Consider the following 24989-nt stretch of genomic DNA (forward strand, 5'->3'; position numbering starts at 1 on the left):
CCGTTCATAACCTTTTTGCGGGTTGCTATTTTGAAAAGAGTAATTTTAGCAACCCGTCATTTTTTTTAAACTACTATTCCGAGATTCAAATGAAAGGTTTACGCTGGATAGCAACAGGCTTACTACTCAGTAGCGTTTTAATTGCGTGTAAAGAAAAGAAGAAAGATGCGGCACCTGTGGCTCCGGCCAGAGCGGGAGGCCCCCTGCAGGCCGAAGGTTTTGTGGTAAGAACTACCTCACTCAGTGAAAACCTCGAAATTCCGGGAACCATCTTACCGTATGAACAAACTGAGATCAGACCCGAAATTTCCGGTCGTGTTGTTCAGTTGAATATCGCCGAAGGAAGTTTCGTTTCCAAAGGTGCATTGCTGGTAAAGATCTTCGATGGCGATCTGCAGGCGCAGCTCAAAAAACTGCAGGTGCAGCTGGAGATCTCCGAAAAAACCGCAGAACGTTACAAAGCCCTTCTCAAGATCAATGGCATCAGTCAGCAGGAGTACGATCTCAGCGAACTGAACAGCAATAACCTCCGTGCCGATATCGATCTGGTTCGCGTGAATATCGCTAAAACCGAGATCCGCGCTCCGTTCAATGGACGCATCGGATTGCGCAATATCAGTCTGGGCGCATACATCACCCCTACCACCATCGTAAGTACCATCAGCCAGGTAGCCCAGCTGAAAATGGAATTTTCCGTTCCCGAAAAATACAGCGACGAAATGAACAAGGGCCGCAAAGTGAGTTTCACCATTGCAGGCACCAATCAGCTATTCAACGCAAACATACTCGCCACCGAATCGGTGATCGAAGCCAATACCCGTACCCTCAAAGTGAGAACGGTGGTTAGTGGAAATCACGCTCTGCTGGTGCCCGGCGCCTTCGCCAAAGTAGCATTGCAGCTGGGAGAGAACGATCAGGCGATGATCATTCCAACACAGGCTGTAATTCCGCAGGCAAGAAACAAGCGCGTGATCGTCTACAAAGGCGGTTCTGTAAAATTCGTTGAAGTGAATACGGGCATCCGCGATTCGTCCTACGTGCAGATCACCAGCGGACTGAATGTGGGTGATACCATTTTAACCACTGCCCTGCTCGCCATCCGTGAGAACAGCAAAATCAAATTGTCGAAAGTTCAATAATTACCGGTTATGAATATCTCTGAACTGAGTTTACGCAGGCCGGTACTGGCAACGGTACTGAACATCATGATCGTGTTGTTCGGTATCATCGGCTTCACCTTTCTGGGTGTGCGCGATTATCCCGCCATCGATCCGCCGAACGTGAGTGTGGGCACTTCCTACCCCGGCGCCAATGCCGAGATCGTAGAGTCGCAGATCACAGAACCGCTGGAGAAAGCCATCAATGGTATCGCCGGTGTAAAGAATATCACGAGTACCAGCAGTCAGGGTACCAGCCGCATCAACGTAGAGTTCGATCTCAGCATCGACCTCGAAGCTGCGGCTAATGATGTACGTGATAAAGTGTCGCAGGCATCCCGTTCCTTGCCCGATGATCTTCCCGCTCCTCCCGTAGTGAGCAAGGCAGATGCCAGCTCGGATGCCATCATCTCCATGACCGTGCAGAGCAATACCCGCAATCAGTTGCAGGTTACTGAATATGCCAACAACGTGCTGGTGGAGCGTTTGCAAACCATTCCCGGTGTAAGCTCCATTCAGATCTGGGGAGAGAAAAGATACGCGATGCGCATCTGGTTCAATCCCGCCAAACTCAGCGCCTATGGCCTTACTCCCGGTGATGTGCAACAGGCATTGCAGCGCGAGAACGTAGAACTTCCTTCGGGAAAGATCGCGGGTAATGCCACTGAATTATCCATCCGTACATTCGGTCGCCTCTTCACAGAAGAAGATTTCAGCAATGTGATCATAAAGAATGTGGGAGGAAACGATATCAGGCTGAAAGATGTGGCCGAAGCTGTGCTCGGACCTGAGAACGAAGAAACCGTACTGAAAGAAAGCGGTACGCCGATGATCGCACTGGCGCTGATTCCGCAGCCAGGCTCCAACTATGTAGCCATCTCCGATGAATTCTACAAACGATACGATCAGCTGAAGAAAGAAGTTCCTGCTGATCTCAGTCTCAATATCGCGATGGACCAAACGAGGTTCATCAAACAATCCATTTCCGAAGTGGAAGAAACTCTCATCATCGCATTGATACTGGTGGTGCTGATCATTTACCTCTTCTTCCGCGACTGGCTGATTGCCATCCGTCCGCTCATCGATATTCCCGTAGCCCTCATCGGCGCCTTCTTCATCATGTACATCAGCGGGTTCACCATCAACGTACTCTCTTTGCTGGGTATCGTACTGGCAACGGGCCTTGTGGTGGATGATGGTATCGTTGTAACGGAGAACATCTTCAAAAAAATGGAGCAGGGTATGAACAAATACCAGGCTGCCAAAGAAGGTTCCAAAGAGATTTATTTCGCGGTGATCTCCACGAGCATCACACTGGCGGTGATCTTTCTTCCCATCATATTCCTGCAGGGATTTGTAGGAAGATTATTCCGTGAATTCGGTATCGTAGTGGCCGGTGCGGTGCTGATCTCAGCATTGGTATCGCTCACGCTTACACCGGTGCTCAACGTAAAACTTACCAAGAAAGTACATAAACATGGATGGTTCTATCGCGTAACAGAACCTTTCTTTCAGGGCATGGAACGCGGTTATTACAACTCGCTGCGCGCATTCCTGAAAGTGAGATGGGTAGCGGGTTTGATCATCGTAGGATGTTTCTGCATCATCTGGTTCATCGGCAGAAACCTGCAATCGGAACTGGCTCCGCTCGAAGATCGCAGCCAGTTCAGGCTCAGTGTTACCGCTCCCGAAGGGACTGCTTACGATTACATGGATAAATACGTTGACCGGCTTACCAACCTGATGCTCGACTCAATTCCTGAAAAGAAAATTGTGCTCAGCATCACAGCCCCCGGATTCAGCGGCGCAGGATCTGTGAACAGCGGCATGGTGCGCGTAACAATGGTGGATCCACAGGAAAGAACGCGCTCGCAGGAAGATGTGGTGAACATGGTGAACCGCAATCTCGGCAAGTACTCCGAAGGACGCGCATTTGCCATGCAGGAGCAGACCATTTCCGTTAACCGGAGAGGTGGACAACCCGTGCAATTTGTGATCCAGAACAACAACTTCGAAAAGATCAAAGCGATATTGCCTCAGTTCCTCGAAGAAGCAAGTAAGAGTCCTGCACTCACCAATGTGGATGCAGATCTTAAATTCAATAAACCCGAATTGCAGATCGATGTAGATCGTATCAAGGCAAGTCAGCTCGGAGTAAGCATTGTAGACGTATCGCAAACACTGCAGCTGGCGTTGAGCAATCTTCGTCTCGGTTATTTCTACCGCGAAGGAAAACAATATCAGGTGATCGGACAGGTAGCGCGCAACGACCGCGACGACCCTACCGATCTGAAGAATATTTATGTGCGCAATAACAGGGGCGAGATCATTTCGCTGGATAACGTGGTGAGCATCCGTGAAGAAACCACGCCTCCTACCCTGTATCATTTCAACCGTTACAAATCCGCTACCATCTCTGCAGGTACTGCGCCCGGAAAAACATTGGGTGATGGCATCAAAGCGATGGAAGATATATTCAAAAAACTGAATACCGATGGATCTTTTGAGTCTTCGCTCGCAGGCGCTTCGCGCGACTTTGCTGAAAGCTCCGGCAATACCAGCTTTGCATTCATTCTGGCGCTGGTGCTGATCTTCCTCGTACTGGCCGCGCAGTTCGAAAGTTTCATCGATCCGCTGGTGATCATGTTCACCGTTCCGCTGGCAATTGCCGGTGCGGTGCTGAGTCTCTGGCTCTTCGATCAAACCCTGAACATCTTCTCGCAGATCGGTATGATCATGCTGATTGGTCTGGTTACCAAGAACGGTATCCTCATTGTGGAGTTCGCGAATCAGAAGCAGCTGGCAGGTCTCAGCAAAAAAGATGCGGTAGCAGATGCGGCGCAGGCGAGGCTTCGTCCGATCCTCATGACCAGTCTCGCTATGTCACTCGGTGCATTGCCGATTGCGATGTCGCTCGGTGCAGCGGCGACAAGCCGCATTCCGTTGGGAATTGTGATCGTAGGCGGTATCATGTTCTCGTTGATACTCACGCTCTATGTAATTCCAGCCATGTACACCTACATGGTAAGCCGGAAACACAAGAGCGCCATGGAATTGCAGGATGGTAATGGCATAGCCACAGAAGAAACAGTGGCACATCATGAAACTACAGATGCCAACGGGCATAAATGAAAATGATTATGAGAATTGTTTGTTTAATAGTTTTTCTGTTCTCAGCAACGCTCGCAGGCGCACAGGAAGTGATGACACTGGAAGATGCCATCGCCGCGGCATTGAAGAACAATTACGATATACGCATGAGCCGGAACGATTCGGCCAGTTACGCTATCGATAACGATTATGCGTGGGCTGCATTCATTCCTCGTGTGAACGGAACTGCCAGCAAAGTATGGAACGTGAACGAGCAAAAGCAGGAACTCCAGAATGGCAATAAACCTTCTGCCAGCGGCATCCGCAGCAATAACCTGCAGGCAGCTGTGAACCTGCAATGGACCCTGTTCGATGGATTGAAGATGTTCGCCACCCGCGATAAGCTTGCAGAATTCGAACGCCTCGGTTCTCTGGGTGTGAAGAATCAGATCGTCAATTCCGTAGCCGCTGTGGTAACGGGCTATTTCGATATCGTTCGTCAGAAGCAGCAACTGAAAGCCATCGAAGAACAGATATCCATCAATGAAGAACGTGTGAAACTGGCCGATAAGAAGCTTTCAGTTGGTTTAGGCAGCAAGCCCGAACTGCTGCAGGCGCGTGTAGACCTCAATGCCCAACGTGCACAGCAATTGCAGCAGCGCACGCTGATAGCGCAGCTGCGTGATAATCTCAGTCAGCTGATCGGATTCAAAACAGGTTCGGTGTACGAGGTGCAGGACAGCATCCCCATCAATACCACACTGCAATACGGCGATATCCGCAACAATCTCGAACAGAGCAATCCCGGCCTGCTCTTCGCCAGAAAGAATATCGATATCGCACAGCTCACAGTAAAAGAAAGAAAAGCGGAACTCTTACCTACGCTCAATTTCAATTCGGCATACAACTTCAGTGAAACACGCAATAAAACGGTGATCAATTCTTTCACTACCCTGTTCAACCAGAATAAGGGATTCAATTACGGATTCGGACTCACCGTTCCGATCCTCAATGGATTCAACACCAACCGCCTCATCAAACAGGCGAGGCTCGAAGTGCAGTATCAGCAACTCACCTACGAAAACCAGCTCACCAAAATCGATGTGGGCCTCAGCAATGCCTTCAAGGATTATGAACTGCAGAAGCAGTTGCTGCAGCTCGAAGAGGACAATATCACGCTCGCAAAGGAGAATGTGTTCATTGCGATGGAACGGTTCCGTCAGGGTGTAAGCACATACCTGGAGCTGCGTGATGCCCAGCAGAGCCTCGAACTGAGCTATAACCGATTGATTGCCGCCCGGTACAATACCAAGCTGGCAGAAACTGAATTGATGAGATTAAAGGGCGATCTGGTGAAGTAAACTTGGTCCGCGTACAATTTTTTTCTTTTCTTTGCGGTTCAAACCTTGCTATACATGAGTCCTCAGGTAGGAATAATAATGGGAAGCGACAGTGATCTGAACGTGATGCAGGCAGCAGCGGATATGCTCAAAACCGTTGGCATACCCTTTGAATTGACGGTAGTATCAGCACACCGCACTCCTATGCGCATGGTAAATTATGCCACTGCGGCCAAAGAGAGAGGATTGAAAGTGATCATTGCCGGAGCCGGTGGCGCTGCACATTTACCCGGTATGGTGGCATCTCTCACTCCCCTTCCTGTGATTGGCGTTCCGATCAAATCTTCCAACTCCATCGATGGATGGGACTCTGTATTGTCTATCCTTCAAATGCCAAACGGCATTCCTGTAGCCACTGTAGCCCTCAATGCCGCTAAAAATGCAGGCATTCTGGCGGCCAGTATCCTCGGCGCTTTTGATGAAACCCTGGGTCAGCGCGTAGCTGCCTATAAGCAACAACTCGAAACTGAAGTTTTAAATAAGGTAGATAAGTTAAAATCGGAAGGCTGGAATAACAGCTTTGATTAACCGGAGAAGTATGAAAATTAAACTGTCTGATTACAAGGAAGTGCCATCATTTCCTTCAGGATCTGGTATTGAGTTTTATGATAACAAGGTGTTTCTTGTTGGAGACGATTCAAGAGAAGTACTGATTCTGAACAAAAGATGGAAGGAAATGGAGCGTGTACCCCTATTGCCGGGTACCGAATTGCGACTGCCCAAACAGACCAAATCGGATCTCGAAGCCACTACCATCGTAACTATCAATCGCATCCCCCGCCTTCTGGTTCTCGGCTCCGGCTCACTCGAAAAGAACAGAAACAAAGCCATCCTCTTCAATCTCGACAGCTACCTCAAAGACGAATTCGACCTCACTCCTTTCTATAACCGACTCACTAAAGCAGGCATCAAAGCGCTCAATGTAGAAGCCGCCGCAATGGTGGAAGATCATATTCTGCTGGGTAACCGCGGCAACCGCAAAAATCCCGTAAACCAACTGATCATTACCCGTAACGCTTTCTGGAAACATCAGTCGCAGGCAGAGATTTCTATCGTAGATCTCGAACTGCCGGTGAAAGACTCCAAAGGAATCGGCATTTCCGGCCTCGCTTACTCCCTCCTCAACGATACGCTCATCTTCACAGCATCTACAGAGCAAACCGATAACGCTGTAGACGATGGTTCCATTGGTGACAGCTATCTCGGCATCATCGAAAATGCATCCCGTAAAATCGGAAGAAAGAGCCTGAAAGTAAATGAACTCATCAATCTCGGTGAAGTGCACGAGCTTTTCAAGGGCTTCAAAATTGAATCGGCCTGCATTCAGTCCGAAAAGAACAATAACCTCAAACTTCATCTGGTAGCGGATAACGATACAGGTAAGAGCTACCTGTTCAAGCTGCGACTGAAGTGGTAAGCCAATCTCACAGGGTTTCAATTTTAGTGCACAACTCATTTACATGATCCAGGCCATATAGCAGGGAGCTGTTGTCTATTTGCATCCATTGGAAAAACTTCAGCACTATTGCATATTGCTCTCTCGCCGCGATAGTACATTTGATGGTATTTAACTCCTGTGCTAATTTTTGATTGTATCGGTAAAGCGTCATCGCTTTCTTTGTTTCACTATTCATGGCAATCAGGTACCTGTTAGTTCGCGGTACTGAAAAGACACGTTGAAATTCGCTAAACTCCATATTAATTATTTTGTGGTTTCAATTTTTTCCTTATCTTTGCTTTGAAGTTCCGGATCGCCCCTGAAGAAATTCAAGCTTTCCGGCTTTGTTTTTTTATACCCTCCTGCATTTTTCAGCTTTACTTCTTTTCATTTTACCAGTAATTTTTTCAGTCGTTTTTTTAAAGGATACATTCATCTCAGTAGTATTTATTGAGTGATACGGCATAACTATCCCAGGCAGGTAGCCGCATCATTTTTTTGAAGCAACCTGCAATGGAAATGCATGTATTGGGTGGGAGCTCTGGGGTATCTTTTTGCTCAGGCTATCGGTGACAGGCAAACGAATATAGGGGAATGAAACAATGTAACAAGGGGAAAAACAACGCTTGGAAAAGAGATTTTATTTACGTAAGAAGCCCTGCTGGCATACGCCGCAGGGCTTCTTCTTTTCATTCGATAACAAAAATATGCCTGGTTAGCTTTCTCTGATGATCACAAACTCCTGCTCTATACCCAGACTGCTATGGTACACGCAGTCGATGAACTGTCTCCCCCATTTCGCAAAATAGGGCATGAAGTTCTCTACACGCTCCTGCAGTCCGCCGGTTGGGAACAACGCCTCCCTGATCTGATGGATCTGCTGCTGCTCCGAACTGTACTTGCGTTTCTCTGCACGGATCATTTTCTTTTCCAGTTCCTGCAATGGCTTTACCGTTCTGGCTTTCAGCGCTTCGATATGCGCCAGCAGCGATTCATCTATCTGCCCCGCTTTTTCGCGGATCGAATCATAGAGCGCAGTAGTGGCACTGAGCTCACTGGTAAGCTTCAGGTGTCCATTGGCCTGTTTCGTTACCAGCGAAGTGAACAGCTGTTGTTCGGGCTGGAAGAAGTCAGCGATCTGCAATCCCATCCGGTCAATCTTCTCTTCCCATTTTTTTTCAACAACCAGGAACGAATTGCGGAGCACCAGCGCAGGGAATGGCACTTTATAATGATGAAACAAATCTTTCAGCTCGAGCCAGTAACTGGTTTCGCCACCGCCTCCGATGAAGGCGATATTGGGAAGAATGGTCTCCTGGTACAAGCCGCGGAGAATCACATTCGGACTGAATCTTTCCGGATATTCGTTCAGCTCTACCGCCATATCTTCTTTGCTGAACCGAATGCTGGTGTTACGCACTTCGTAGCCATCGTTCTTCCATTCGATCAGTTCTCTCACATTGTCTTTGAGATAGAAAAGATTGATGGCGCGTGGATTGGCCTGCACTTTATAATGTTCACCCAGCTTCGCAATGGTTTTCTCCACTACGCTGCCCGGTGTCTGATGAAAAAGATCGTCCTCAAACACCGATACCATCTGGCGTTTGAGTTTTGCGGTATCCGGGATGATAGTGATCAGACCATATTCCGCAAAAAGATTATGCAGCAGTTTGAATGTAGCGATCTGAATATTCGGGCTGTTCAGATAAGCATCGCGGAGCAGCTGTACCAGTTCCTCGCCATGCGGCTGTACCGATAATTCACCTGCTATGCGGTTGATCAGCAGATCGAGCCCCTTGGTGTTCATATGGCCTACAGCGCCCGTCTGGCGCGTATTCCATACCAGCTTCTCTCCATTCAGCCACACATTTCCCAACTCGTCGAGATCGGCATCTTCACTTCCCATCCAGAATACCGGAACGAAGTTGTTCTCAGGCATCTCCTGTTTCAGCTGATTGGCCAGCCGCACGGTGTGCAGTATCTTATAAATGAAATACAGATGTCCGGTGAAGATAGCAGGCTGATGCGCGGTGGTTATGGTAAAGGTATTATCGCTGAGCAGCAACTGAATATTCTGCTGCACTGCTTCCGAAGCAGGTACAATGCTGTACTGCTCCTGCAACGCTTCTACCAGCAATTTCCTATCCTGAATAAATTTCCGGCGATTGCTGATAGCTGCTTTCAGGCCATCCATATTCGGTAAATGCTCGTAGAACGGGCGCAGCTCAGGCGATTGATTTAAATAATCGATCACCACTTTGGAAAAAAATCCCGTTGTACTGTAAGGTAGTTGTGTAGTGCTACAATTCATAAGCGGACATAAAAGTACGACTTGCCTATCTTTAAAAAATCCTCTGGCCATATTTAACAAAGTCTATACGGATTTGTTCTCTCCGGCCGGTTTATTTCCTTTCTACATTAAATGCACTGCAATCGATACTGGTGGGTGAATGTGAAACCAGTTCTTCTACCAGTTTGCCGGTTCCGGCGGCCAGAGAGAGGCCCAGCATGGCATGTCCGCATGCGATCACCAGGTTGCTGTAGCGGCTGTGGCGCCCGATATAAGGCAGTCCGTCTGGCGTGAGCGGGCGGTATCCGCTCCATATTTTTTCTGTTGCCGGAAAACTTACCGGCAGATCAGGATAATATAGTTTGGCTGCATTGAAAATGGCCTGCGCTCTTTTGATGAGTGTTGGCGAGCCGAGTCCGCTTATCTCCATGGTACCACCCATTCTGAGATCGGCGCCCATCGGGGTCATCGCGGTACGGTGATCTACCAGTATAGCCGGATATTTCAGGTTCCTTTCTATTTTTTCAAAGGTCATACTATAACCCTTTCCGCCCTGCAGCAGCATGTGAATGCCCAGTTGTTTGTTGAGCTCGGGCAGCCAGCTGCCGGGTGTAAGCACCAATTCTCCGCAATCGAATTTGCCTTTATCGGTAAGAACAGCAGTTACTTTGTCGCCTTGTTTTTCAAATCCGGTGATGGTGGTGTTGAGTTGAAATCGTACACCAGCTTTTTCGAGATGGGCTTTCATGGTGCGCATGAAGTCGCCGGGATGCAAATGGCAATCGATCGGATAGAGCACTCCTCCCCTTACCTGCACTTCTACTTCCGTTTCCATATCCTGCACTTGTTTTGCATCGCAGACGATGGTTTCGAGGCCGAGCGCATTCGCTTCCTTCGCAATTTCGAATTCGTGTTTCTCCGTTGCGGCGTTTTTGTACATCATAAAGATGCCGATCTCCTGCATGCGGAAGTGATTGCCGATATCGTTCTTTATTTCACTGGTGAGGTCTCTGCTGAAAGAAAGAATATTGAATAGCGGCGGGATATTCCTATCCATGGTTGCCTGATTGGCATTTCTCCAGAATGCGAAACACCAGCGGATAAGATCTGCATTCAGCCTTGGTTTGATGTAAAACGGACTGCCCGAACTGAGCATCCAGCGAAGTCCTTTGGCTACAATGCCCGGCGATGCGAGCGGATGAATATGACTGGGAGAAACATAACCGGCATTGCCAAACGAAGTTCCGTTGGTGATATCGCCGCGGTCGATTACAGTTACTGAGATTCCTTTTTTCTGCAGGTAGTAAGCGCAGCATAATCCAATTACACCACCACCGGCAATTGTTACTTGTTGGGTCATGAACGTAGGGATAAACAGTCCAAACAAGATACTGAAAAAGGGAGAACTAACCTGCGTCTTTTGTCAATTGGTCGTTCACTGTTCGCCAGATGCCAAGCGGATTTGCCCGCTTCAGTTCGTCGGGCAGCAAAACATCCGACCAGTTCTGATATGCCACCGGCCTCGCGAATCTTTTGATGCCATCCGCGCCCACAGCGGTAAAGCGCGGATCTGTGGTTGCGGGAAATGGTCCGCCATGCTGCATGCTGAGGCAAACTGTTACTCCTGTAGGAACCCCATTCATGATAAATCTGCCGGCAATATTTTTTATGGATTCGAGTAGTGCAGGATTTTGCAGCAGGTCGTTGTCTGTGGCCATCAGTGAAGCAGTGAGCTGCCCTTCGAGCTTGCTGGTCAGAAGTCGCATCTGGTCTGCATCCTGGCACCTGATCACAATCGAGTACGGACCAAAAACTTCCTGATGCAAAACCGGGTTATTCAGAAATGCACTGGCAGGCGCCGTTGCGATAGTGGCGATTCCTTCTGCATTTGCAGCGGCGCTGCGGCTTTCTGCCACTTCGGTTACATCACGCTGTGATAGCGCTGTTTTTCTTTTTTCGGTGTATGCTTTTGCAATTCCCGGATGGAGCATCGTTGCCGGAGGCGTTGCTGCAATTCCTTCCCCTAATATTTCGATAAATCTGTTGAGTGCATCGCTTTCTATTCCGATGATCAGTCCGGGATTGGTGCAGAACTGACCAACACTCGTAGTTACTGATGCTGCATACATTTTCGCGATCTCTTCTGCACTCTGCTGCAGTTTTTCAGGAAACAGAAATACCGGATTGATGCTTCCCATCTCTGCAAAAACCGGAATTGGTTCGGGACGTGCATTGGCCCAGTCCCACAACGCTTTTCCGCCTCCGTATGAGCCGGTGAAGCCTACTGCTTTTACACGTGGATGAGTTACCAATGCTTTGCCTACTTCGTTCGAACTGCCATGCACATGCGCAAATACATTGGATGGCATATTGGTTTCTCTGGCTGCTTCGAGAATCAGTTGAGCCACCATTTCTGATGTTTCAGCATGGGCAGGATGGCCTTTCACGATCACCGGGCATCCGGCAGCGAGAGCGCAGGCCGTATCGCCACCGGCTGTGCTGTATGCGAAGGGGAAATTGCTGGCGCCGAAAACCACTACGGGACCGAGTGGTGTAAGTGTTTTTCTGATATCGGGCTGAGAAGTATTCTTATCTGTTTTAGCGGTATCGATCCGCGCATCGAGCCAGTTGCCGCGTTCACAGGCATCGGCATAACTGGTAAGCTGAAACACCGTTCTTGCTTTTTCTGATCGCAGCCTTGCTTCGGGCAGATGGGTTTCTGCCATCGCAGTCTGCAGCAAGGATGCTTCTGCATTATCGAGCTTCTTTGCGATGGCACGCATGAAGTTTGCACGGGCTTTCAAACTTAATAATCGATAGCTGTGAAAACTCTCCCATGCATTGTTGCAAATGGTGTCGATCGCTTCCAGTGAGACATCAGCGTATGGCATAGCAGCAAATTTGAATGAACCACAAAGGTAAGCATCTATCCAATGAAGAAGCCGCCCCTGAATGGAGCGGCTTTCTGCTATGATTTTTCACACTGATCTGATTAGTCTACAATCTCTCCTTCGAGATCGTAATCGTAGGCCTTGGTGATCTTCACATTCACGAACTCGCCGAGCGCGAGTTTTTTGTTTGTCTGAATGATCACTTCATTATCTACTTCCACACTGTCGAATTCAGTACGGCCAAGGTATCTGCCGGATTCTTTCTTATCCACCAGTGTTTTGAATGTCTGCCCTACTTTTTCCTGATTCTTCTCATAACTGATCTCCTGCTGCACTTCCATGATCTCCTGTGCACGCGCTTCTTTCTCTTCAGCAGGGATAGTGTCTTCGAATTCGTAAGCAGAAGTATTTTCTTCGTGCGAATAAGTAAAGATGCCCACTCTGTCGAAGCGATGTTGCTGGAGGAACGATTTCACGGTATCCACATCATCCCTTGTTTCGCCGGGGAATCCGGTGATGAGTGTGGTACGAAGACAAATGCCAGGTACCGTGCTGCGGATGTTTGCGATCAAATCATCCATTTCTGCCTTGGTGATCTGGCGGCGCATGGCCTTGAGCATATTGTCGCTGGCGTGTTGCAGCGGCATATCGAGGTAGTTGCAGATATTGTCGCGCTGGCGCATCACATCCAGAATTTCCAATGGGAATTTGGAAGGATATGCGTAGTGAAGACGAATCCATTCCAGTCCTTTTACATCGGCCAGTCGGTTCAGCAGGTCCGGAAGCATACGCTTCTTGTAAATATCGAGACCATAATAAGTGAGCTCCTGTGCAATCAGCATCACTTCTTTAACGCCCATGCTCACCAGCTTTTCTGCTTCCTTCACCAGATCTTCGATAGTGCGGCTGGTATGAACGCCACGCATCAGCGGAATGGCGCAGAAAGAGCAGGTGCGGTTGCAGCCTTCGGATATTTTCAGATAAGCATAGTGTTTGGGAGTGGCCAGCAGGCGCTCTCCTATCAGTTCTGCTTTGTAATCTGCTTCAAATTGTTTGAGGATGAGCGGAAGCTCCATAGTGCCGAAATAGGCATCTACTTCGGGGATCTCCGTTTCCAGGTTGTTTTTGTAGCGTTCGCTGAGGCATCCGGTAACATATACTTTGTCCAGCTTGCCTTTACGCTTCAGCTCCACCTGATCGAGAATGGTATTGATAGATTCTTCCTTTGCCTTATCGATAAAGCCGCAGGTGTTAACGATCACGATATTGTGGTCTTTCTTTGCATTTTCATGCACCACATCTATTTCATTGGCCTTGAGCTGACCGCTGAGCACTTCGCTGTCTACCATGTTTTTGCTGCAGCCCAGGGTGATGATGTTCACCTTATCTTGTTTGCGCGTTCTTGTTTTCATACTGAGCCTGCAAAGGTAATACATTTGAAATTTGGATGGAAGCTATTATATTTGCGCCCGGATAATGATTAATGCAGACTTATCGCATTGAATAATATACACTTAACTGGGTATTTGCCGATTTTACACAGGTTTGGCACAATTTTTTACAACAAGCATTCATCATTAAACATTTAACACGTATGAAACATTTATCGGTTGTATTGGGTCTGGCTCTGCTGCTGGGCGCTGGCACTTCAGCAAAAGCTCAGTCTATGGGCCACGATTACAAAACTTCAGCTGGTATTAAATTCTACCCTGGAGCCCTGACAGTAAAACACTTTATTAAAGACGACGCCGCTCTCGAAGGCTTGCTTACCTTCTGGGAATATGGTGCCCGCCTTACTGGTTTGTATGAATTCCATGGCGACATCAACAATGCCCCTGGCCTGAAATGGTATGCAGGTGGTGGTGCGCACGTTGGTTTCTGGAACAGCAAATGGAAAGATCGTTATTATGATCGCGACCATGGTGTTCAGATCGGTGTTGATGGCGTTGTAGGTCTCGACTACAAATTCAACAAAGCTCCAATCAACATGAGCCTCGACTGGCAGCCTTCTTTCAACATCGTAGGATATTCTTACTTTGAAGGTGGCTGGTTTGGACTGGCTATCCGTTATGCTTTCTAATCTCTGAAACATAATATTATTGCAGATCCCCGGCACAGCCGGGGATTTTTGTTTTTGGGGTATTCGGGGATTTTTACTGAACTACCTTTTTACATAATACAACACCCCCTAATTCCGTTACTTTTGATAGCAAATAAATTTTACGCAGTTCATCGGATGCACAGCCCCGCCCGGTAAATTATCTGTACGATTTTGAGGAAATTTACGTGTCACTCAATAAGCAACAAACCATGAAAGTATCCCGCATCCGTGCCCTTTTATGCATTCTGGGCCTCGCATTCATTTACTTCAGCTGTCAGAAAGACGACTACAAAGAACCACCTGTTCCCACCCTTCCTGTTGTAGAGAAAGTACAAAGCTCTGTGAGTGGACGAGTATTGGACGATAAGAATCTTCCGGTATCCGGTGCCACCGTAAAAGCAGGCAACGGCAGCGCTACCACCGATCTGAACGGAAAATTCGAGATCAAAAATGTTACCCTCAACGAAAATGCCGGTTTTGTAAGTGTTGAGAAATCTGGTTTCTTTAACGGCAGCCGTACTTTCAAGGCAATTGCCGGAAGTAAACATTATGTAGCAATACAGCTGATCAAAAAGAATGATGCAGGTAGCTTTAGCAGTGCATCAGGAGGAGATATTACTGTTCCGAATGGTGGAAGCATCAAAATCGAAGCAGGTGCAGTGATGAATCCGCAAACCAATACGCCCTACACAGGAACCGTATCGGTTAGCGCTTTCTTACTCGATCCTACAGCCTCTAATTTTCTGGAGATCATGCCAGGTGAATTACGCGGCATCGATGAACAAAGTAAAGAAGTTGGCTTGCAGTCATTCGGTATGATGGCAGTTGAGCTCACCGGTGCAGGCGGAGAACATCTTCAACTCGCAGCGGGTAAACCAGCTGTGATTAAATTTCCGATCGCTGCCGCACAGCAGGCCAGCGCTCCCGCTACCATTGCATTCTGGAGTTTCAATGATTCAACCGGACTTTGGAAACAGGAAGGCGTAGCAACCAGACAAGGCAATGAATATATCGGAAAGGCATCACATTTTTCTTTCTGGAATTGTGATGCACCATTCCCCGTGATCGATTTCAAAGCCAAACTGAAAGATCAGGATAGCAATCCAATCAAAAATACCAGAGTGGTGATGCAGGTGATCAATGAAGTGTATGGACCATTGTCTTCAGGCAATTCAGATACCGCCGGCGTTATAGCCGGAAAGATACCATCAGGCAAGAAACTGAAGTTTACTGTCTATAGCAGTTGTGGCGAAGTGATCGATACCAGGGAGATTGGTCCATTCTCATCAACAACGGATATGGGATCAATTCAAATCACCGTTCCGGTCAATGCGCGTGTTACCTTCACTGCTACTGTGGTGAATTGTCTGGGCGAACCTGTTCAGTCTGGCTACGCAGATATAGGTATACAGGGAGTATTTGAAAGAGCCGTCATTTCAAATGGCGTATTGAATTATTCTCTCGTTCGTTGCGGCAGCAGTGCAACGCAGGCTGTGGTGCGGGCAACGGATGTTACCGGCAGTGCGATCGGAGGGCTGAAAGAAGTAGCCGTTACCGGAACAACGGTGGATCTCGGACAGATCACAGTTTGTGGCAATGACCTCACAGAATATCTAATCTATAAAGTAGACACCATGTCCCGCCAGTTCCTGCCTCCGGCAGATGCTGTTAGCCTCAACGGTCAGGGCACAAGGTATTCCGTAGGATACTACACTGCTGATACCAGTAATAGCTTCAATCTTGGCTTTTCAGCCTCTGCACCAGGCCCCGTTACTGAAATTTATCTTGGCATGGATTTCAAGAAAGAAAGGTACGAGCCTGTTGGCGCCATTACCATGAACGTAACTGAATTTGGACCGATCGGTGGGTATATTGCAGCAACAATAAATGGCAGCGTACGGAACTTAGACATTCCCGGCTCTCCTGCCGTAAACCTGACCGGAAGATTCAGACTGAAACGAAATCAATAACATATTATCTGATCGATCTGATCATCTCATAACCCAGGAGGGCGTTCTGTTACAGACGCCCTCCTGGATTTTTGAGAATATTGTTCTTTTATGCATCGGATTGTATTTACTCAGTACCATACTGATACAAAGCATGCATATCATTCACTTTCTTTCTGATGCGCCGCACCAGATTGTTCGGAGACAATACCTTCAAACCTTCTCCAAACCCCATCAACTCCCGCTCCAGCTCAAAATTCGGAATCACTTCAATGCTGAAATTCGTACCACCCTTAACATCTCCCAACACCTGTTGTGATGCATGGATCGGTTTGGTTTTCACATAAGGCGCATTGTATGCATCCACCCAGAACTCAATAACAACGGGCAGTGCTCCTGCATTTCTGGTTACACCTACAATCGGTGCAAAGTATTCGTGGGCATCGAAATTCTTTGGTTCCTGAAACAGGTCTTTCAGGTAATCGATCTGTCTGATGCGATCCAGTGCAAGTATCATTATCTCCTTCCCTTTATTTTTCATCCCCAACAGAAACCAGCGATTGCGGTATTCTTTAAGTAGGTAAGGATAAAAGATAATGTCACCGGCTGAACGGGCTTTGAACGACTGATACCCTACCTTCAGTGTTGTTCTGGATACGATGGCTTTGTAGATCACATCGAGCCATTGCATGCCGGTAAGCAATTCATTCTTCTCGAAATCTATCACAGATACCTGCTGATGCTGTTCTGTATAGATCTTGTCTTCGAGCTTCTGGATCATCTCATTCACTTCGTTGAAATGACTGAATCCTCTGAACTGCCTAAGCAGCTGCGACACTTCCTGCAAAACATTCAGATCCTGCGGCGTTAGCGGAATATTGGTGATGGAGTAAGTGGCATCTTCATAACTGTAATATTTCTTATCGGTTACAATGATGGGTGCATTATAGCCGAGTTTGTCGCTTCTCATGGCATTGAGATCGAGGCGTATGGTACGCATGCTCACTCCTTTTTCGATACCCTCAAACTCGTACAGGGCTGCATTGCAGGCATCGATGAGGTCTTCGATGGTCCATTTTCGGCGACGGTTCTGCAGGCATTTATCGATGGTGCGATACCTGATCAGCGCATTGCGGTTTACGGGCATAAAACAGGTTTTTTTGTAAAAAAAGCGAATTATTTTTTACTGTGCAAAAAGACTGCACAGTGCGTTTGCAGCTTTGTGTTATCAAATCAAACGGAACACATCATGAAATTCAATCTTAAACTGGGAAGAAAAAACAGAGAAACTGTGAGCCATGCGGGTGAAAAAGCCTGGGTGCTGACACCCCAGCTTGAGTTGTATGCAGCAGTGGCAACTGCCGGACTGAACGATCAGTTTTACGAAAAGGCCGATACCCGTCTGCAAAGAATCCGTGAACTGATTGCCCAAAACGATGCAGGCTTCGTAGCCCGCCTGGCCATCTATGTGCGTGAACAGATGAACCTGCGCATTGTACCTCAGGTACTGGCAGTTGAACTGGCAAAACATCACAACGGCGATAATCTGGTGAGTAAAATGGTAGGCAGAACCGTGCAGCGTGCAGATGAGATCACCGAAATGCTGGCCTGCTACGCACAATCGAACGGGCGTACAGAAATGAAGCAACTGAACAAACTGAGCAAGCAATTGCAAAAAGGATTGTCCATAGCCTTCAACCGTTTCGACGAATATCAGTTTGCTAAGTATAACCGTGATGCTCAGGTTAAATTAAGGGATGCCCTGTTTCTGGTTCACCCAAAAGCAAAGGATGAAGCACAACAGACATTGTTCAATAAAATAATCAAAGACGAATTGCAGGCGCCCTACACATGGGAAGTGGAACTGAGCCGGTTGGGACAGCAATCCTATGCCAATGCAGCAGAAAAGCAGCAAGCCTTTCGTGACAAGTGGGAAGAGCTGATCTTCAGCAACAAGCTGGGTTATATGGCCACTTTGCGTAACCTGCGGAATATTCTTGAAGCAGAAGTGAGCAGTGAAGCATTGAACAAGGTTTGCGAATTTCTATCCGACGAAAATGCGGTAGCCAGGAGCAGACAACTCCCCTTCCGTTTCCTGAGCGCTTATCGTGAACTGAAAGATGTGCAGGATGGCCGGATAGGTAAAGTTCTGGATGCATTGGAAGACGCTGTACTGTGCAGCGCGCGCAATATCGAAGGGTATGATGCCGATACGCGCGTGGTGATTGCAGCCGATGTAAGCGGAAGTATGCAGACACCCATCAGCCCTAAGAGCAAAGTGAAAAACTATGATATCGGACTGATGCTGGCCATGCTGCTACAAAGCCGCTGCGAAAATGTAATCGCCGGTATTTTTGGAGATAAGTGGAAGACGATCAGCATTCCCCGGAAAAATATCCTGTCCAATGTGCAGGAGTTCTACAGACGTGCCAATGAAGTGGGATACAGCACCAACGGTTATCTGGTAATTCAGGATCTGTTGAACAGAAGAAAGATCGCAGACAAAGTAATGATCTTTACCGATTGTCAGTTATGGAACAGCAATCAAACCAACGATTCTCTTGCTGCCATTTGGAAGCAATATAAGAAGTTGGCTCCCGATGCAAAGCTGTACCTGTTCGATCTGGCAGGATTGGGAAGCACTCCTCTGAATGTATTGCGTGATGATGTATTTCTGATTGCAGGCTGGAGCGATAAGGTCTTCAACGTGCTGCATTCCATCGAGAACGGAGGCTCTGCCATCGATGTTATCAATCAAATAGAGTTCTGACATATTCAGCAAGCAGTCCCGGATGGCCGGGCTGCCTGTTACTCCTTGAATTTATTGAAAGGTGTCGTAGGATAGTGTTACTTCGGTCGAGCGGCATGCGCAATTGCCATGCAGGTGCTGGTTCAACCCCGGCTCACGCGCAAGCGCGATAGCTTAAATAATGGTCACTGTCCGCTCTTCTACCCTTTCAAAATCTTTGAATGATGCCGTTAAGCAAGGGATACTTCGTAATTCAACTGGTTAGAATGTTCCGGGAAACCGGAATGCTGCGGGTTCGATTCCCGCCATCAATTTCCCTGCTGCCTGTTGCTCGTTCATAATTGATTTTTTAGATGGTTAGTATTTTCAATTTATTCAACAGGTGTCGTAGAAAAGAGATACTTCGTAATCTATGGACGCCAGTTCGAGTCTGGCTCTCGCGCAAGTGAGATAGCTCAGTTGGTAGAGCAATTGAAATAAGCGCTCTTTTCGCCAGGTTACCCTGTTGATGTTTTTGTAGCCGGTCAATTTATTGACCGGCTTTTTTATTCGGGTATCTCATGAAAAACTACAACGTTGAAGCATACCCGCACCGTCGATACGGAATTCCACAAAATATAACGTTTACGTCTAAGTTTTTTTTGCGGGAGTACAAAAGATGTTTATTTTAGAAACTCATCCCTCTGCACCCTCATCCGGCCTGAGTTAAAGGCCGGCCATCAACTTTTACAGTTCATACAACAATTGTGATCTCCATCAACGGTAATCAGCTGTAGGCTTCCTATTGCATAGCCATCAGTTTATCCCGGCATGTGTGGCCGTGAGGATCCCTCATGCCTGTTCTTATATTTATTCAATTGTAAACCTTTTGTATGAAGAGAATTTTCAGCCTTAGTCTTTTGTTGTTGGTATTGGCTTCGGCCTGTAAAAAACAAGTGGCCCCGGAGCCGGCTGGTGAAGAGACCAGCAAACCCGTACTACACCCTAATTCGGCAGGTGACGGTCAGAACGATCTGCTCGGTTATGGTTATGATATCACCGGCGAATACGCCAACTCAAGCGCTTCTAAATTTGCAGTGATCGATGTCGCAAAACTGAAAGCTGCACAGCCTACCCGCGTTGAATGGGATCTCTCCTCCCGTCAGGAAGGTTACATCATCTCCGGCGAGAATGCACAATCTTACCTGAAACGTGTGAGCGCCAGAGTCTCCGCCGATTTCTCCTACGGATTGTTCAAAGGAAACATCAGCGGTTCCTACACCGGGTCCGAGTCTTTTTCTTCAAAGTATCTGTACAGCAGCTACAACCTGGTTATTCAGCAGAAACGCGTGAAACTGAATGCTACACTCGATCTGCTGAAACAATATCTTCATGCCAGCTTTGTGCAGGATGTGCAGACCCTTAGCCCGCAGGCGCTCGTTGCTGCTTACGGTACCCATGTGCTGAGCGATATCATTCTCGGAGCAAAACTGCAGGTGCTCTATCGTTCCGAATCTTTCGAGAGCGGAGAATTCAGAGCGAGAGCAGGCAAAGCAGGTGTTGGCTTCGGACTGAAAAAGATCTTCAATATTTCAACCGGGTATGAAGACAGTACCAGCAATACTGCAAAAAGCTTCTCTCAGTCTCTGCACTTCAAAACCTATGGTGGTGATCCTTCGCAAAGTCTCGTAGGGCAGCTTCCCGTAGGCAACAACAGCCCAACAGTGAATATTCAACCCTGGCAGAACAGCGCTACACTCGCCAATTCTGAACTGATCGAAATTCCGCAGGGCGGCATCATTTATCTCTGGGAGCTGATCGCTGATGCTGCAAAGAAACAGGCAGTGAAATCTTATATCGAACAATACCTGAAAGACAATCAGGTGGTGGTAACGCCTGTTCCTGTTCATGTGTTCTATAGCTCACGCGATGGCAATCACACTTACACGGTCAACAGAAACGACTGGCCTTATGAAAGCAATGGCTATACTTATCTGGGTGTAAATTTTGGCGCATTCGCTTCTCAGGTCGATGGCACGGTTCCTGTGCATGTGTGGTTCAGCCCGGTAATCGGCAATCATACCTACACTATCAACAAATACGATTACCCATACGAGCGCGATGGATATGTTTATCTGGGAGTGAACTTCTATGCTTACCCTTCACAGGTACCTGGCGCCTCTCCTATCCATGTATGGTACAGCCCGGTGATTGGCAATCACACTTACACTATCAACAAGAACGACTATCCGTATGAACGCGATGGCTATCGCTATCTCGGTGTGAATTTTTATGGAGTTAGATTGTAGTAAAACTCAAGAGGATGCCCTGTTAAAGCGGCATCCTCTTTCTCATTCACCTTGATTTGCACTAAATAAACGCTCGTTGCTTTCACCCCGATCACAACTTAACGTTCTGTGCTTCCCCGTATCCATAACTGCGTTATTCTATCATCGAACGCACTGCGCCGAAATTGAACTTCTCTGTAAAGTTCTCCAGCAATCTGAGCGATGATGGCAATGAAACATATCGAAATGCAATTGTGATCAATTGTGGTTTCGCCTGCGTTTTTGATCCTGATTTGAAATACTCCGCATTGTATTTGTAAAGTGGAACACCATTGTCGTAAAATTTCCAGAACCGATTGTTATCCGGTCCTGCACTTCTTTTGCGGAAGATGGATTCTTTGACTGTGCCGACACAATCATAGACAGTATCAAGGCAATTGGTATGAATAGTATTCTCTTCATAATTGACAATATTGCAAATGGAAACAGGTAAACTATTGAAGCATTTTTCTCAATGCATTCATGTTGTAATTCTTCTCGAAATTGCTCAGCAGCCTTTCCGAAAAACCTCTTCCCTCCGCAATTTCATAGCGAAACTGCACTTCCATCAATACGGGTTTCACAGGCTGATCGGTGTTGTTGCTGAAATAGGCGGGATTGTAGATGTAGAGCGCGGCTGTTCTTTCTTCTTCATACTCCCCGAACCTGCCAATATCCGCCAGCCGTTGATAAGCATCGTAGGTGCTGCTGTTAAGAGGCACTACAGCCTGTTTTTGCAGCCATTCGTTTGGCTGAGCAGCGAGCAGTTGTTTTACTTTCGCTTTTTTATCTTCATACAATTGTGCGTAAGCAGATTTGTCGGACTCCAGCACCATCCTCGCCTTTTTCGCACGGTCGGAGTTGTCTCCGGCATAATTTTTCATTTTCTCTTCGTGACTAAATTGAAAATTCACTTTTTCAATTTCGAAGTACTCTAACAGATCTTCCAGAAATTGTTTTCGTGAAACGGGTATCAATACCGGTATGCCTGGTTTTACAATGAGATACCTCCTGTCGATCCACTTGTACCCTTTGGCAGATGGTTTGTCGTACTGTGATCCACTCATCCAGTTTTCAACATATCCTTCTCCGGAAACGAATCGTAAGAAATTGGCATGTTTGTTTTTGTAATCCCCCGATCTGTTGGCTAATACATTTGCTTCTGAAATATATTGAGAGATGCGGCTTGGCTTAGTCAGTTGATCTTTGGAATAATCGGGTCCCAGCTTTGCATCAATGGGAAATGTATAACGTACGGTCATGCTTTTGTCGATGTAAAACTCCCCGGTTCCTGCAGGCGTGAGGTATCCTCCATTTACAAGAAATGGATTGATGTTTACTCTCATCACGGTGCGGTATTCATCCACTGTTTTTACGATATGCTGTGTTACATGACATACATTCTCATATACTCCCAACTGGTATTCGTATCCATAATGAGCGTAGCCTCTGAAATTGTTTTTTGCGCCACCGCTGAAGCTCACCCTGGCCACGCATCCTGTTAACTGAAAATTGCTGCGGCTTGCCTCTTCAATTTTTTCCAGTGCGATCAGTTGCTTTATCATGGCTGCTTTATCCGGCGTGTTGCCTTTCAGGCTCGATGGATATTTGGGATTGGTATGATCGGTGTATCTTCCCGGAAGTCCGTCTGCATCTCCATTGCAGGGCACTGGGGGTTCGTTGCTCATGTTCTTTTGAGCGAAGGATGTATCACTGCAAAGCAGTATCAGAAAAATGAAAAGATGATTTTTCATTGCCGGGTTCTATTTTAATGAATTAGGAAGGATAGCTGATCTGGATGATGCACCCTGCACTGCCTGCTATGGTTGTGCAGATGATGTGAACGGTTTGTTTTCAAAACCTGTTTTAAAACCAGGAGGATTGTCGATTAACGATGCTGATTTTTCCCGGAATGTATAACTGTACTCATTTGTTTCGGAGGGTGCATTTGATCTGCCCCCATCCCTTGCAGTAGTTTTTCCGGACCTGAGAATGAGCGCGTATTGTTGACTGCCTGAATAATATTTGATCCCGAAAGAGTAAGTCACTTTCTCCAGCGGAAATTCTGCTGCCTTTACCAGCTTTCCCCAGAGTTTTGTATTGTTCTGTGATTTGCTCCACCACCCTCCGCGCCCTTTTGAGGGAATGATGGTGAGCTGATCGCCGCTTACAGAATAGGTGCCGGTTTCGTATATGTACAGAATTTCTTTCATCAGGGTTATCCATTGTTTCGTCCGAAACAAATAAGTGCCATCCGGATAAAATGCATATTCCTTTCTCCTGTATCCTGCGGTGTATTGTGGCATCCCATTTACAAAACTTCCGGTAGTTTCGAGGTTATTGTCTGTCCACAATCCGATTACAGATGTTTTATCTTTTCCCTCTGTTGCAACTGATGCAGGTGGCTTTGTTTCATTCTTCGGAGGTGCCGCCAGTTCAATTGAGTTGATGAACGAAAGCAGGTCGTCCTGATAATTGGCAGAATTGGTCAGCAGAATCACACTGATCATTTTTCCGTTGGCAGAGGCTGTAATCAATGTTACCAGTCCTTTATTGCTGCCATCTGTATAGTTTGCCTGACCTGAAATGATGTCCCAGCCGTTTTCACGCTGAGGCTCCTGCATGGCAGGTTTTTCGTGTACAGTAACTGTTCCCTTCACCAGTTTTTCACAGTTGTTATGGAAGTTTTCTGTAGATGTTCCAATGGCTGCAACTGTACCAACAATCACGGCAGCGGCATATTGCCCGTTTCCGGGATCTTTTGTCGAAAGCTGTACGCCCGTGCTGCTTGTTTGCTGATCCCATCCTTTGGGAACAGTGTAAGTCAACAGATCAAAGGTTTGTTTCTGGGCAAAAGAATCCGATGCAAACAGCGTAACCATAAGCAGAAGTGTTAGTGGTTTCATCTGATTTATTAAGCGTGTGTTGTTAAAAATTGTTCCATTGTTGTCCGGTGACTGTATTCCAGCCCGATTGATTCGATCGGCGGTTGCCTTTGCTGTCGAAGCTGTAATAGACCCATCCGATTCTGCTGCCTTTCAGTTTGATGCGGGTGGTGCCAGTTGTGGCATTGTCGGTGCAGCTTTCTATGATCAGATCTTCCAGCACAATCTGACTGACAGTTCTATGGAGATACTGCGGAGGATTATTTTCGGTTACAGAGATCTCTGCTCTTGCAAGCCTGGGTTTGGCTGGTTCCATTTGCATGGTGGGCGATGGCCTTACTCCTGCATCTTTTCTGATAGTGGCAGGCTCAGCAATGGTTTTGGGGCTCGCTGCAATTACTTTGCTGCCATTGGAAACTGTGTTCATCAGATTGCGGAACTCTGCTACGTAAATGCCAGAAGGTACTTCAATCTCAATTGCACCACTGTTGTCGGAACCTCCGGTGTAGTTGCTGATGGAAATCTGATCTTCAAATCCTTTGAGCTTTACCGTGCCTTTGATTCTGCTGCCGTCGCTTTTTCTGAACATGCCATAGGTTTCTTTTGTCTGAGCAGCTACATGCATGGTTACCGATATAGCCAGAAGAAAAAGGAATGCTTTCATTTCAGGAGATTTTCATGATTGTTTGTATGCTGCAAAAGTAGATGGACAGAAGAGCGGGAACAATCATTC

The 24989-nt window shown here is 47.2% G+C and carries 17 protein-coding genes; 9 read left to right on the forward strand and 8 right to left on the reverse strand.

Going from position 1 to position 24989, the window contains the following annotated elements:
* The first annotated feature begins 89 nt into the window (after positions 1-89).
* The 5 genes from HHL16_RS23885 to HHL16_RS23905 are packed head-to-tail and all read left to right on the forward strand — an operon-like array spanning position 90 to position 7064.
* Positions 90-1139, forward strand: coding sequence for an efflux RND transporter periplasmic adaptor subunit (locus HHL16_RS23885; RefSeq protein ID WP_169427847.1), 1050 nt, complete (start codon positions 90-92; stop codon positions 1137-1139).
* 9 nt (positions 1140-1148) lie between these two features.
* Complete coding sequence (locus tag HHL16_RS23890; protein ID WP_169427848.1) at positions 1149-4289, forward strand: efflux RND transporter permease subunit; 3141 nt, start codon at positions 1149-1151, stop codon at positions 4287-4289.
* Between the two features lie 8 nt (positions 4290-4297).
* On the forward strand, positions 4298-5608 hold the full coding sequence (locus HHL16_RS23895; RefSeq protein ID WP_169427849.1) for a TolC family protein: 1311 nt from the start codon (positions 4298-4300) through the stop codon (positions 5606-5608).
* Between the two features lie 54 nt (positions 5609-5662).
* Positions 5663-6175, forward strand: a complete 513-nt coding sequence (gene purE / locus HHL16_RS23900) for a 5-(carboxyamino)imidazole ribonucleotide mutase (protein WP_169427850.1) — start codon at positions 5663-5665, stop codon at positions 6173-6175.
* Between the two features lie 10 nt (positions 6176-6185).
* Positions 6186-7064: a hypothetical protein gene (locus tag HHL16_RS23905; protein WP_169427851.1), complete on the forward strand. Its 879-nt coding sequence runs from the start codon at positions 6186-6188 to the stop codon at positions 7062-7064.
* Between the two features lie 736 nt (positions 7065-7800).
* Here HHL16_RS23905 and bshC read toward each other — a convergent pair.
* From bshC to rimO, 4 genes are all read right to left on the reverse strand, one after another.
* Positions 7801-9396 carry a bacillithiol biosynthesis cysteine-adding enzyme BshC gene (gene bshC / locus HHL16_RS23910; RefSeq protein ID WP_169427852.1) on the reverse strand — a complete coding sequence of 532 codons (1596 nt, stop codon included), beginning with the start codon at positions 9394-9396 and terminating at the stop codon, positions 7801-7803.
* A 91-nt stretch (positions 9397-9487) separates the two neighbouring features.
* Positions 9488-10735 (reverse strand): FAD-dependent oxidoreductase, encoded by a 1248-nt coding sequence (locus HHL16_RS23915; RefSeq protein WP_169427853.1) that lies wholly within the window; start codon positions 10733-10735, stop codon positions 9488-9490.
* Positions 10736-10781: 46 nt separating this feature from the next.
* Positions 10782-12266 carry an aldehyde dehydrogenase (NADP(+)) gene (locus HHL16_RS23920; protein ID WP_169427854.1) on the reverse strand — a complete coding sequence of 495 codons (1485 nt, stop codon included), beginning with the start codon at positions 12264-12266 and terminating at the stop codon, positions 10782-10784.
* A 101-nt stretch (positions 12267-12367) separates the two neighbouring features.
* Complete coding sequence (gene rimO, locus HHL16_RS23925; RefSeq protein WP_169427855.1) at positions 12368-13678, reverse strand: 30S ribosomal protein S12 methylthiotransferase RimO; 1311 nt, start codon at positions 13676-13678, stop codon at positions 12368-12370.
* A gap of 182 nt (positions 13679-13860) precedes the next feature.
* Between rimO and HHL16_RS23930 the strand changes: the two genes are divergently transcribed.
* Together HHL16_RS23930 and HHL16_RS23935 are read left to right on the forward strand one after the other, a co-directional pair.
* Positions 13861-14346, forward strand: coding sequence for a hypothetical protein (locus HHL16_RS23930; RefSeq protein WP_169427856.1), 486 nt, complete (start codon positions 13861-13863; stop codon positions 14344-14346).
* Positions 14347-14576: 230 nt separating this feature from the next.
* Entirely contained in the window at positions 14577-16337 is a 1761-nt protein-coding gene (locus HHL16_RS23935; protein WP_169427857.1) for a carboxypeptidase-like regulatory domain-containing protein, read from the forward strand.
* 106 nt (positions 16338-16443) lie between these two features.
* Here HHL16_RS23935 and HHL16_RS23940 read toward each other — a convergent pair whose 3' ends face one another.
* Positions 16444-17463, reverse strand: coding sequence for a WYL domain-containing protein (locus tag HHL16_RS23940; RefSeq protein ID WP_169427858.1), 1020 nt, complete (start codon positions 17461-17463; stop codon positions 16444-16446).
* Positions 17464-17565: 102 nt separating this feature from the next.
* Here HHL16_RS23940 and HHL16_RS23945 point away from each other — a divergent pair, with 102 nt between their 5' ends.
* Both HHL16_RS23945 and HHL16_RS23950 read left to right on the forward strand, forming a co-directional pair.
* Positions 17566-19086 carry a TROVE domain-containing protein gene (locus tag HHL16_RS23945; RefSeq protein WP_169427859.1) on the forward strand — a complete coding sequence of 507 codons (1521 nt, stop codon included), beginning with the start codon at positions 17566-17568 and terminating at the stop codon, positions 19084-19086.
* An 851-nt stretch (positions 19087-19937) separates the two neighbouring features.
* Complete coding sequence (locus HHL16_RS23950; protein ID WP_169427860.1) at positions 19938-21353, forward strand: MAC/perforin domain-containing protein; 1416 nt, start codon at positions 19938-19940, stop codon at positions 21351-21353.
* A gap of 473 nt (positions 21354-21826) precedes the next feature.
* Here the strand turns inward: HHL16_RS23950 and HHL16_RS23955 are convergent, their stop codons facing one another.
* The 3 genes from HHL16_RS23955 to HHL16_RS23965 form a co-directional block, all read right to left on the reverse strand.
* The gene (locus tag HHL16_RS23955) at positions 21827-23125 is read right to left on the reverse strand and encodes a hypothetical protein (RefSeq protein WP_169427861.1); all 1299 of its coding nucleotides are present in this window, start codon (positions 23123-23125) and stop codon (positions 21827-21829) included.
* 66 nt (positions 23126-23191) lie between these two features.
* The gene (locus HHL16_RS23960) at positions 23192-24277 is read right to left on the reverse strand and encodes a hypothetical protein (RefSeq protein ID WP_169427862.1); all 1086 of its coding nucleotides are present in this window, start codon (positions 24275-24277) and stop codon (positions 23192-23194) included.
* Between the two features lie 22 nt (positions 24278-24299).
* The gene (locus HHL16_RS23965) at positions 24300-24920 is read right to left on the reverse strand and encodes a hypothetical protein (protein ID WP_169427863.1); all 621 of its coding nucleotides are present in this window, start codon (positions 24918-24920) and stop codon (positions 24300-24302) included.
* Between the last annotated feature and the right edge of the window lie 69 nt (positions 24921-24989).

The organism is Pseudoflavitalea sp. G-6-1-2 (assembly GCF_012927185.1).
Classification (GTDB): Bacteria; Bacteroidota; Bacteroidia; order Chitinophagales; family Chitinophagaceae; genus Pseudobacter.

Bases quoted from the DNA above. Each gene is read 5' to 3' on its own strand.
- HHL16_RS23885 (WP_169427847.1), top strand. From the start codon at position 90: ATGAAAGGTTTACGCTGGATAGCAACAGGCTTACTACTCAGTAGCGTT.
- HHL16_RS23890 (WP_169427848.1), top strand. From the start codon at position 1,149: ATGAATATCTCTGAACTGAGTTTACGCAGGCCGGTACTGGCAACGGTA.
- HHL16_RS23895 (WP_169427849.1), top strand. From the start codon at position 4,298: ATGAGAATTGTTTGTTTAATAGTTTTTCTGTTCTCAGCAACGCTCGCA.
- purE (WP_169427850.1), top strand. From the start codon at position 5,663: ATGAGTCCTCAGGTAGGAATAATAATGGGAAGCGACAGTGATCTGAAC.
- HHL16_RS23905 (WP_169427851.1), top strand. From the start codon at position 6,186: ATGAAAATTAAACTGTCTGATTACAAGGAAGTGCCATCATTTCCTTCA.
- bshC (WP_169427852.1), bottom strand. From the start codon at position 9,396: ATGAATTGTAGCACTACACAACTACCTTACAGTACAACGGGATTTTTT.
- HHL16_RS23915 (WP_169427853.1), bottom strand. From the start codon at position 10,735: ATGACCCAACAAGTAACAATTGCCGGTGGTGGTGTAATTGGATTATGC.
- HHL16_RS23920 (WP_169427854.1), bottom strand. From the start codon at position 12,266: ATGCCATACGCTGATGTCTCACTGGAAGCGATCGACACCATTTGCAAC.
- rimO (WP_169427855.1), bottom strand. From the start codon at position 13,678: ATGAAAACAAGAACGCGCAAACAAGATAAGGTGAACATCATCACCCTG.
- HHL16_RS23930 (WP_169427856.1), top strand. From the start codon at position 13,861: ATGAAACATTTATCGGTTGTATTGGGTCTGGCTCTGCTGCTGGGCGCT.
- HHL16_RS23935 (WP_169427857.1), top strand. From the start codon at position 14,577: ATGAAAGTATCCCGCATCCGTGCCCTTTTATGCATTCTGGGCCTCGCA.
- HHL16_RS23940 (WP_169427858.1), bottom strand. From the start codon at position 17,463: ATGCCCGTAAACCGCAATGCGCTGATCAGGTATCGCACCATCGATAAA.
- HHL16_RS23945 (WP_169427859.1), top strand. From the start codon at position 17,566: ATGAAATTCAATCTTAAACTGGGAAGAAAAAACAGAGAAACTGTGAGC.
- HHL16_RS23950 (WP_169427860.1), top strand. From the start codon at position 19,938: ATGAAGAGAATTTTCAGCCTTAGTCTTTTGTTGTTGGTATTGGCTTCG.
- HHL16_RS23955 (WP_169427861.1), bottom strand. From the start codon at position 23,125: ATGAAAAATCATCTTTTCATTTTTCTGATACTGCTTTGCAGTGATACA.
- HHL16_RS23960 (WP_169427862.1), bottom strand. From the start codon at position 24,277: ATGAAACCACTAACACTTCTGCTTATGGTTACGCTGTTTGCATCGGAT.
- HHL16_RS23965 (WP_169427863.1), bottom strand. From the start codon at position 24,920: ATGAAAGCATTCCTTTTTCTTCTGGCTATATCGGTAACCATGCATGTA.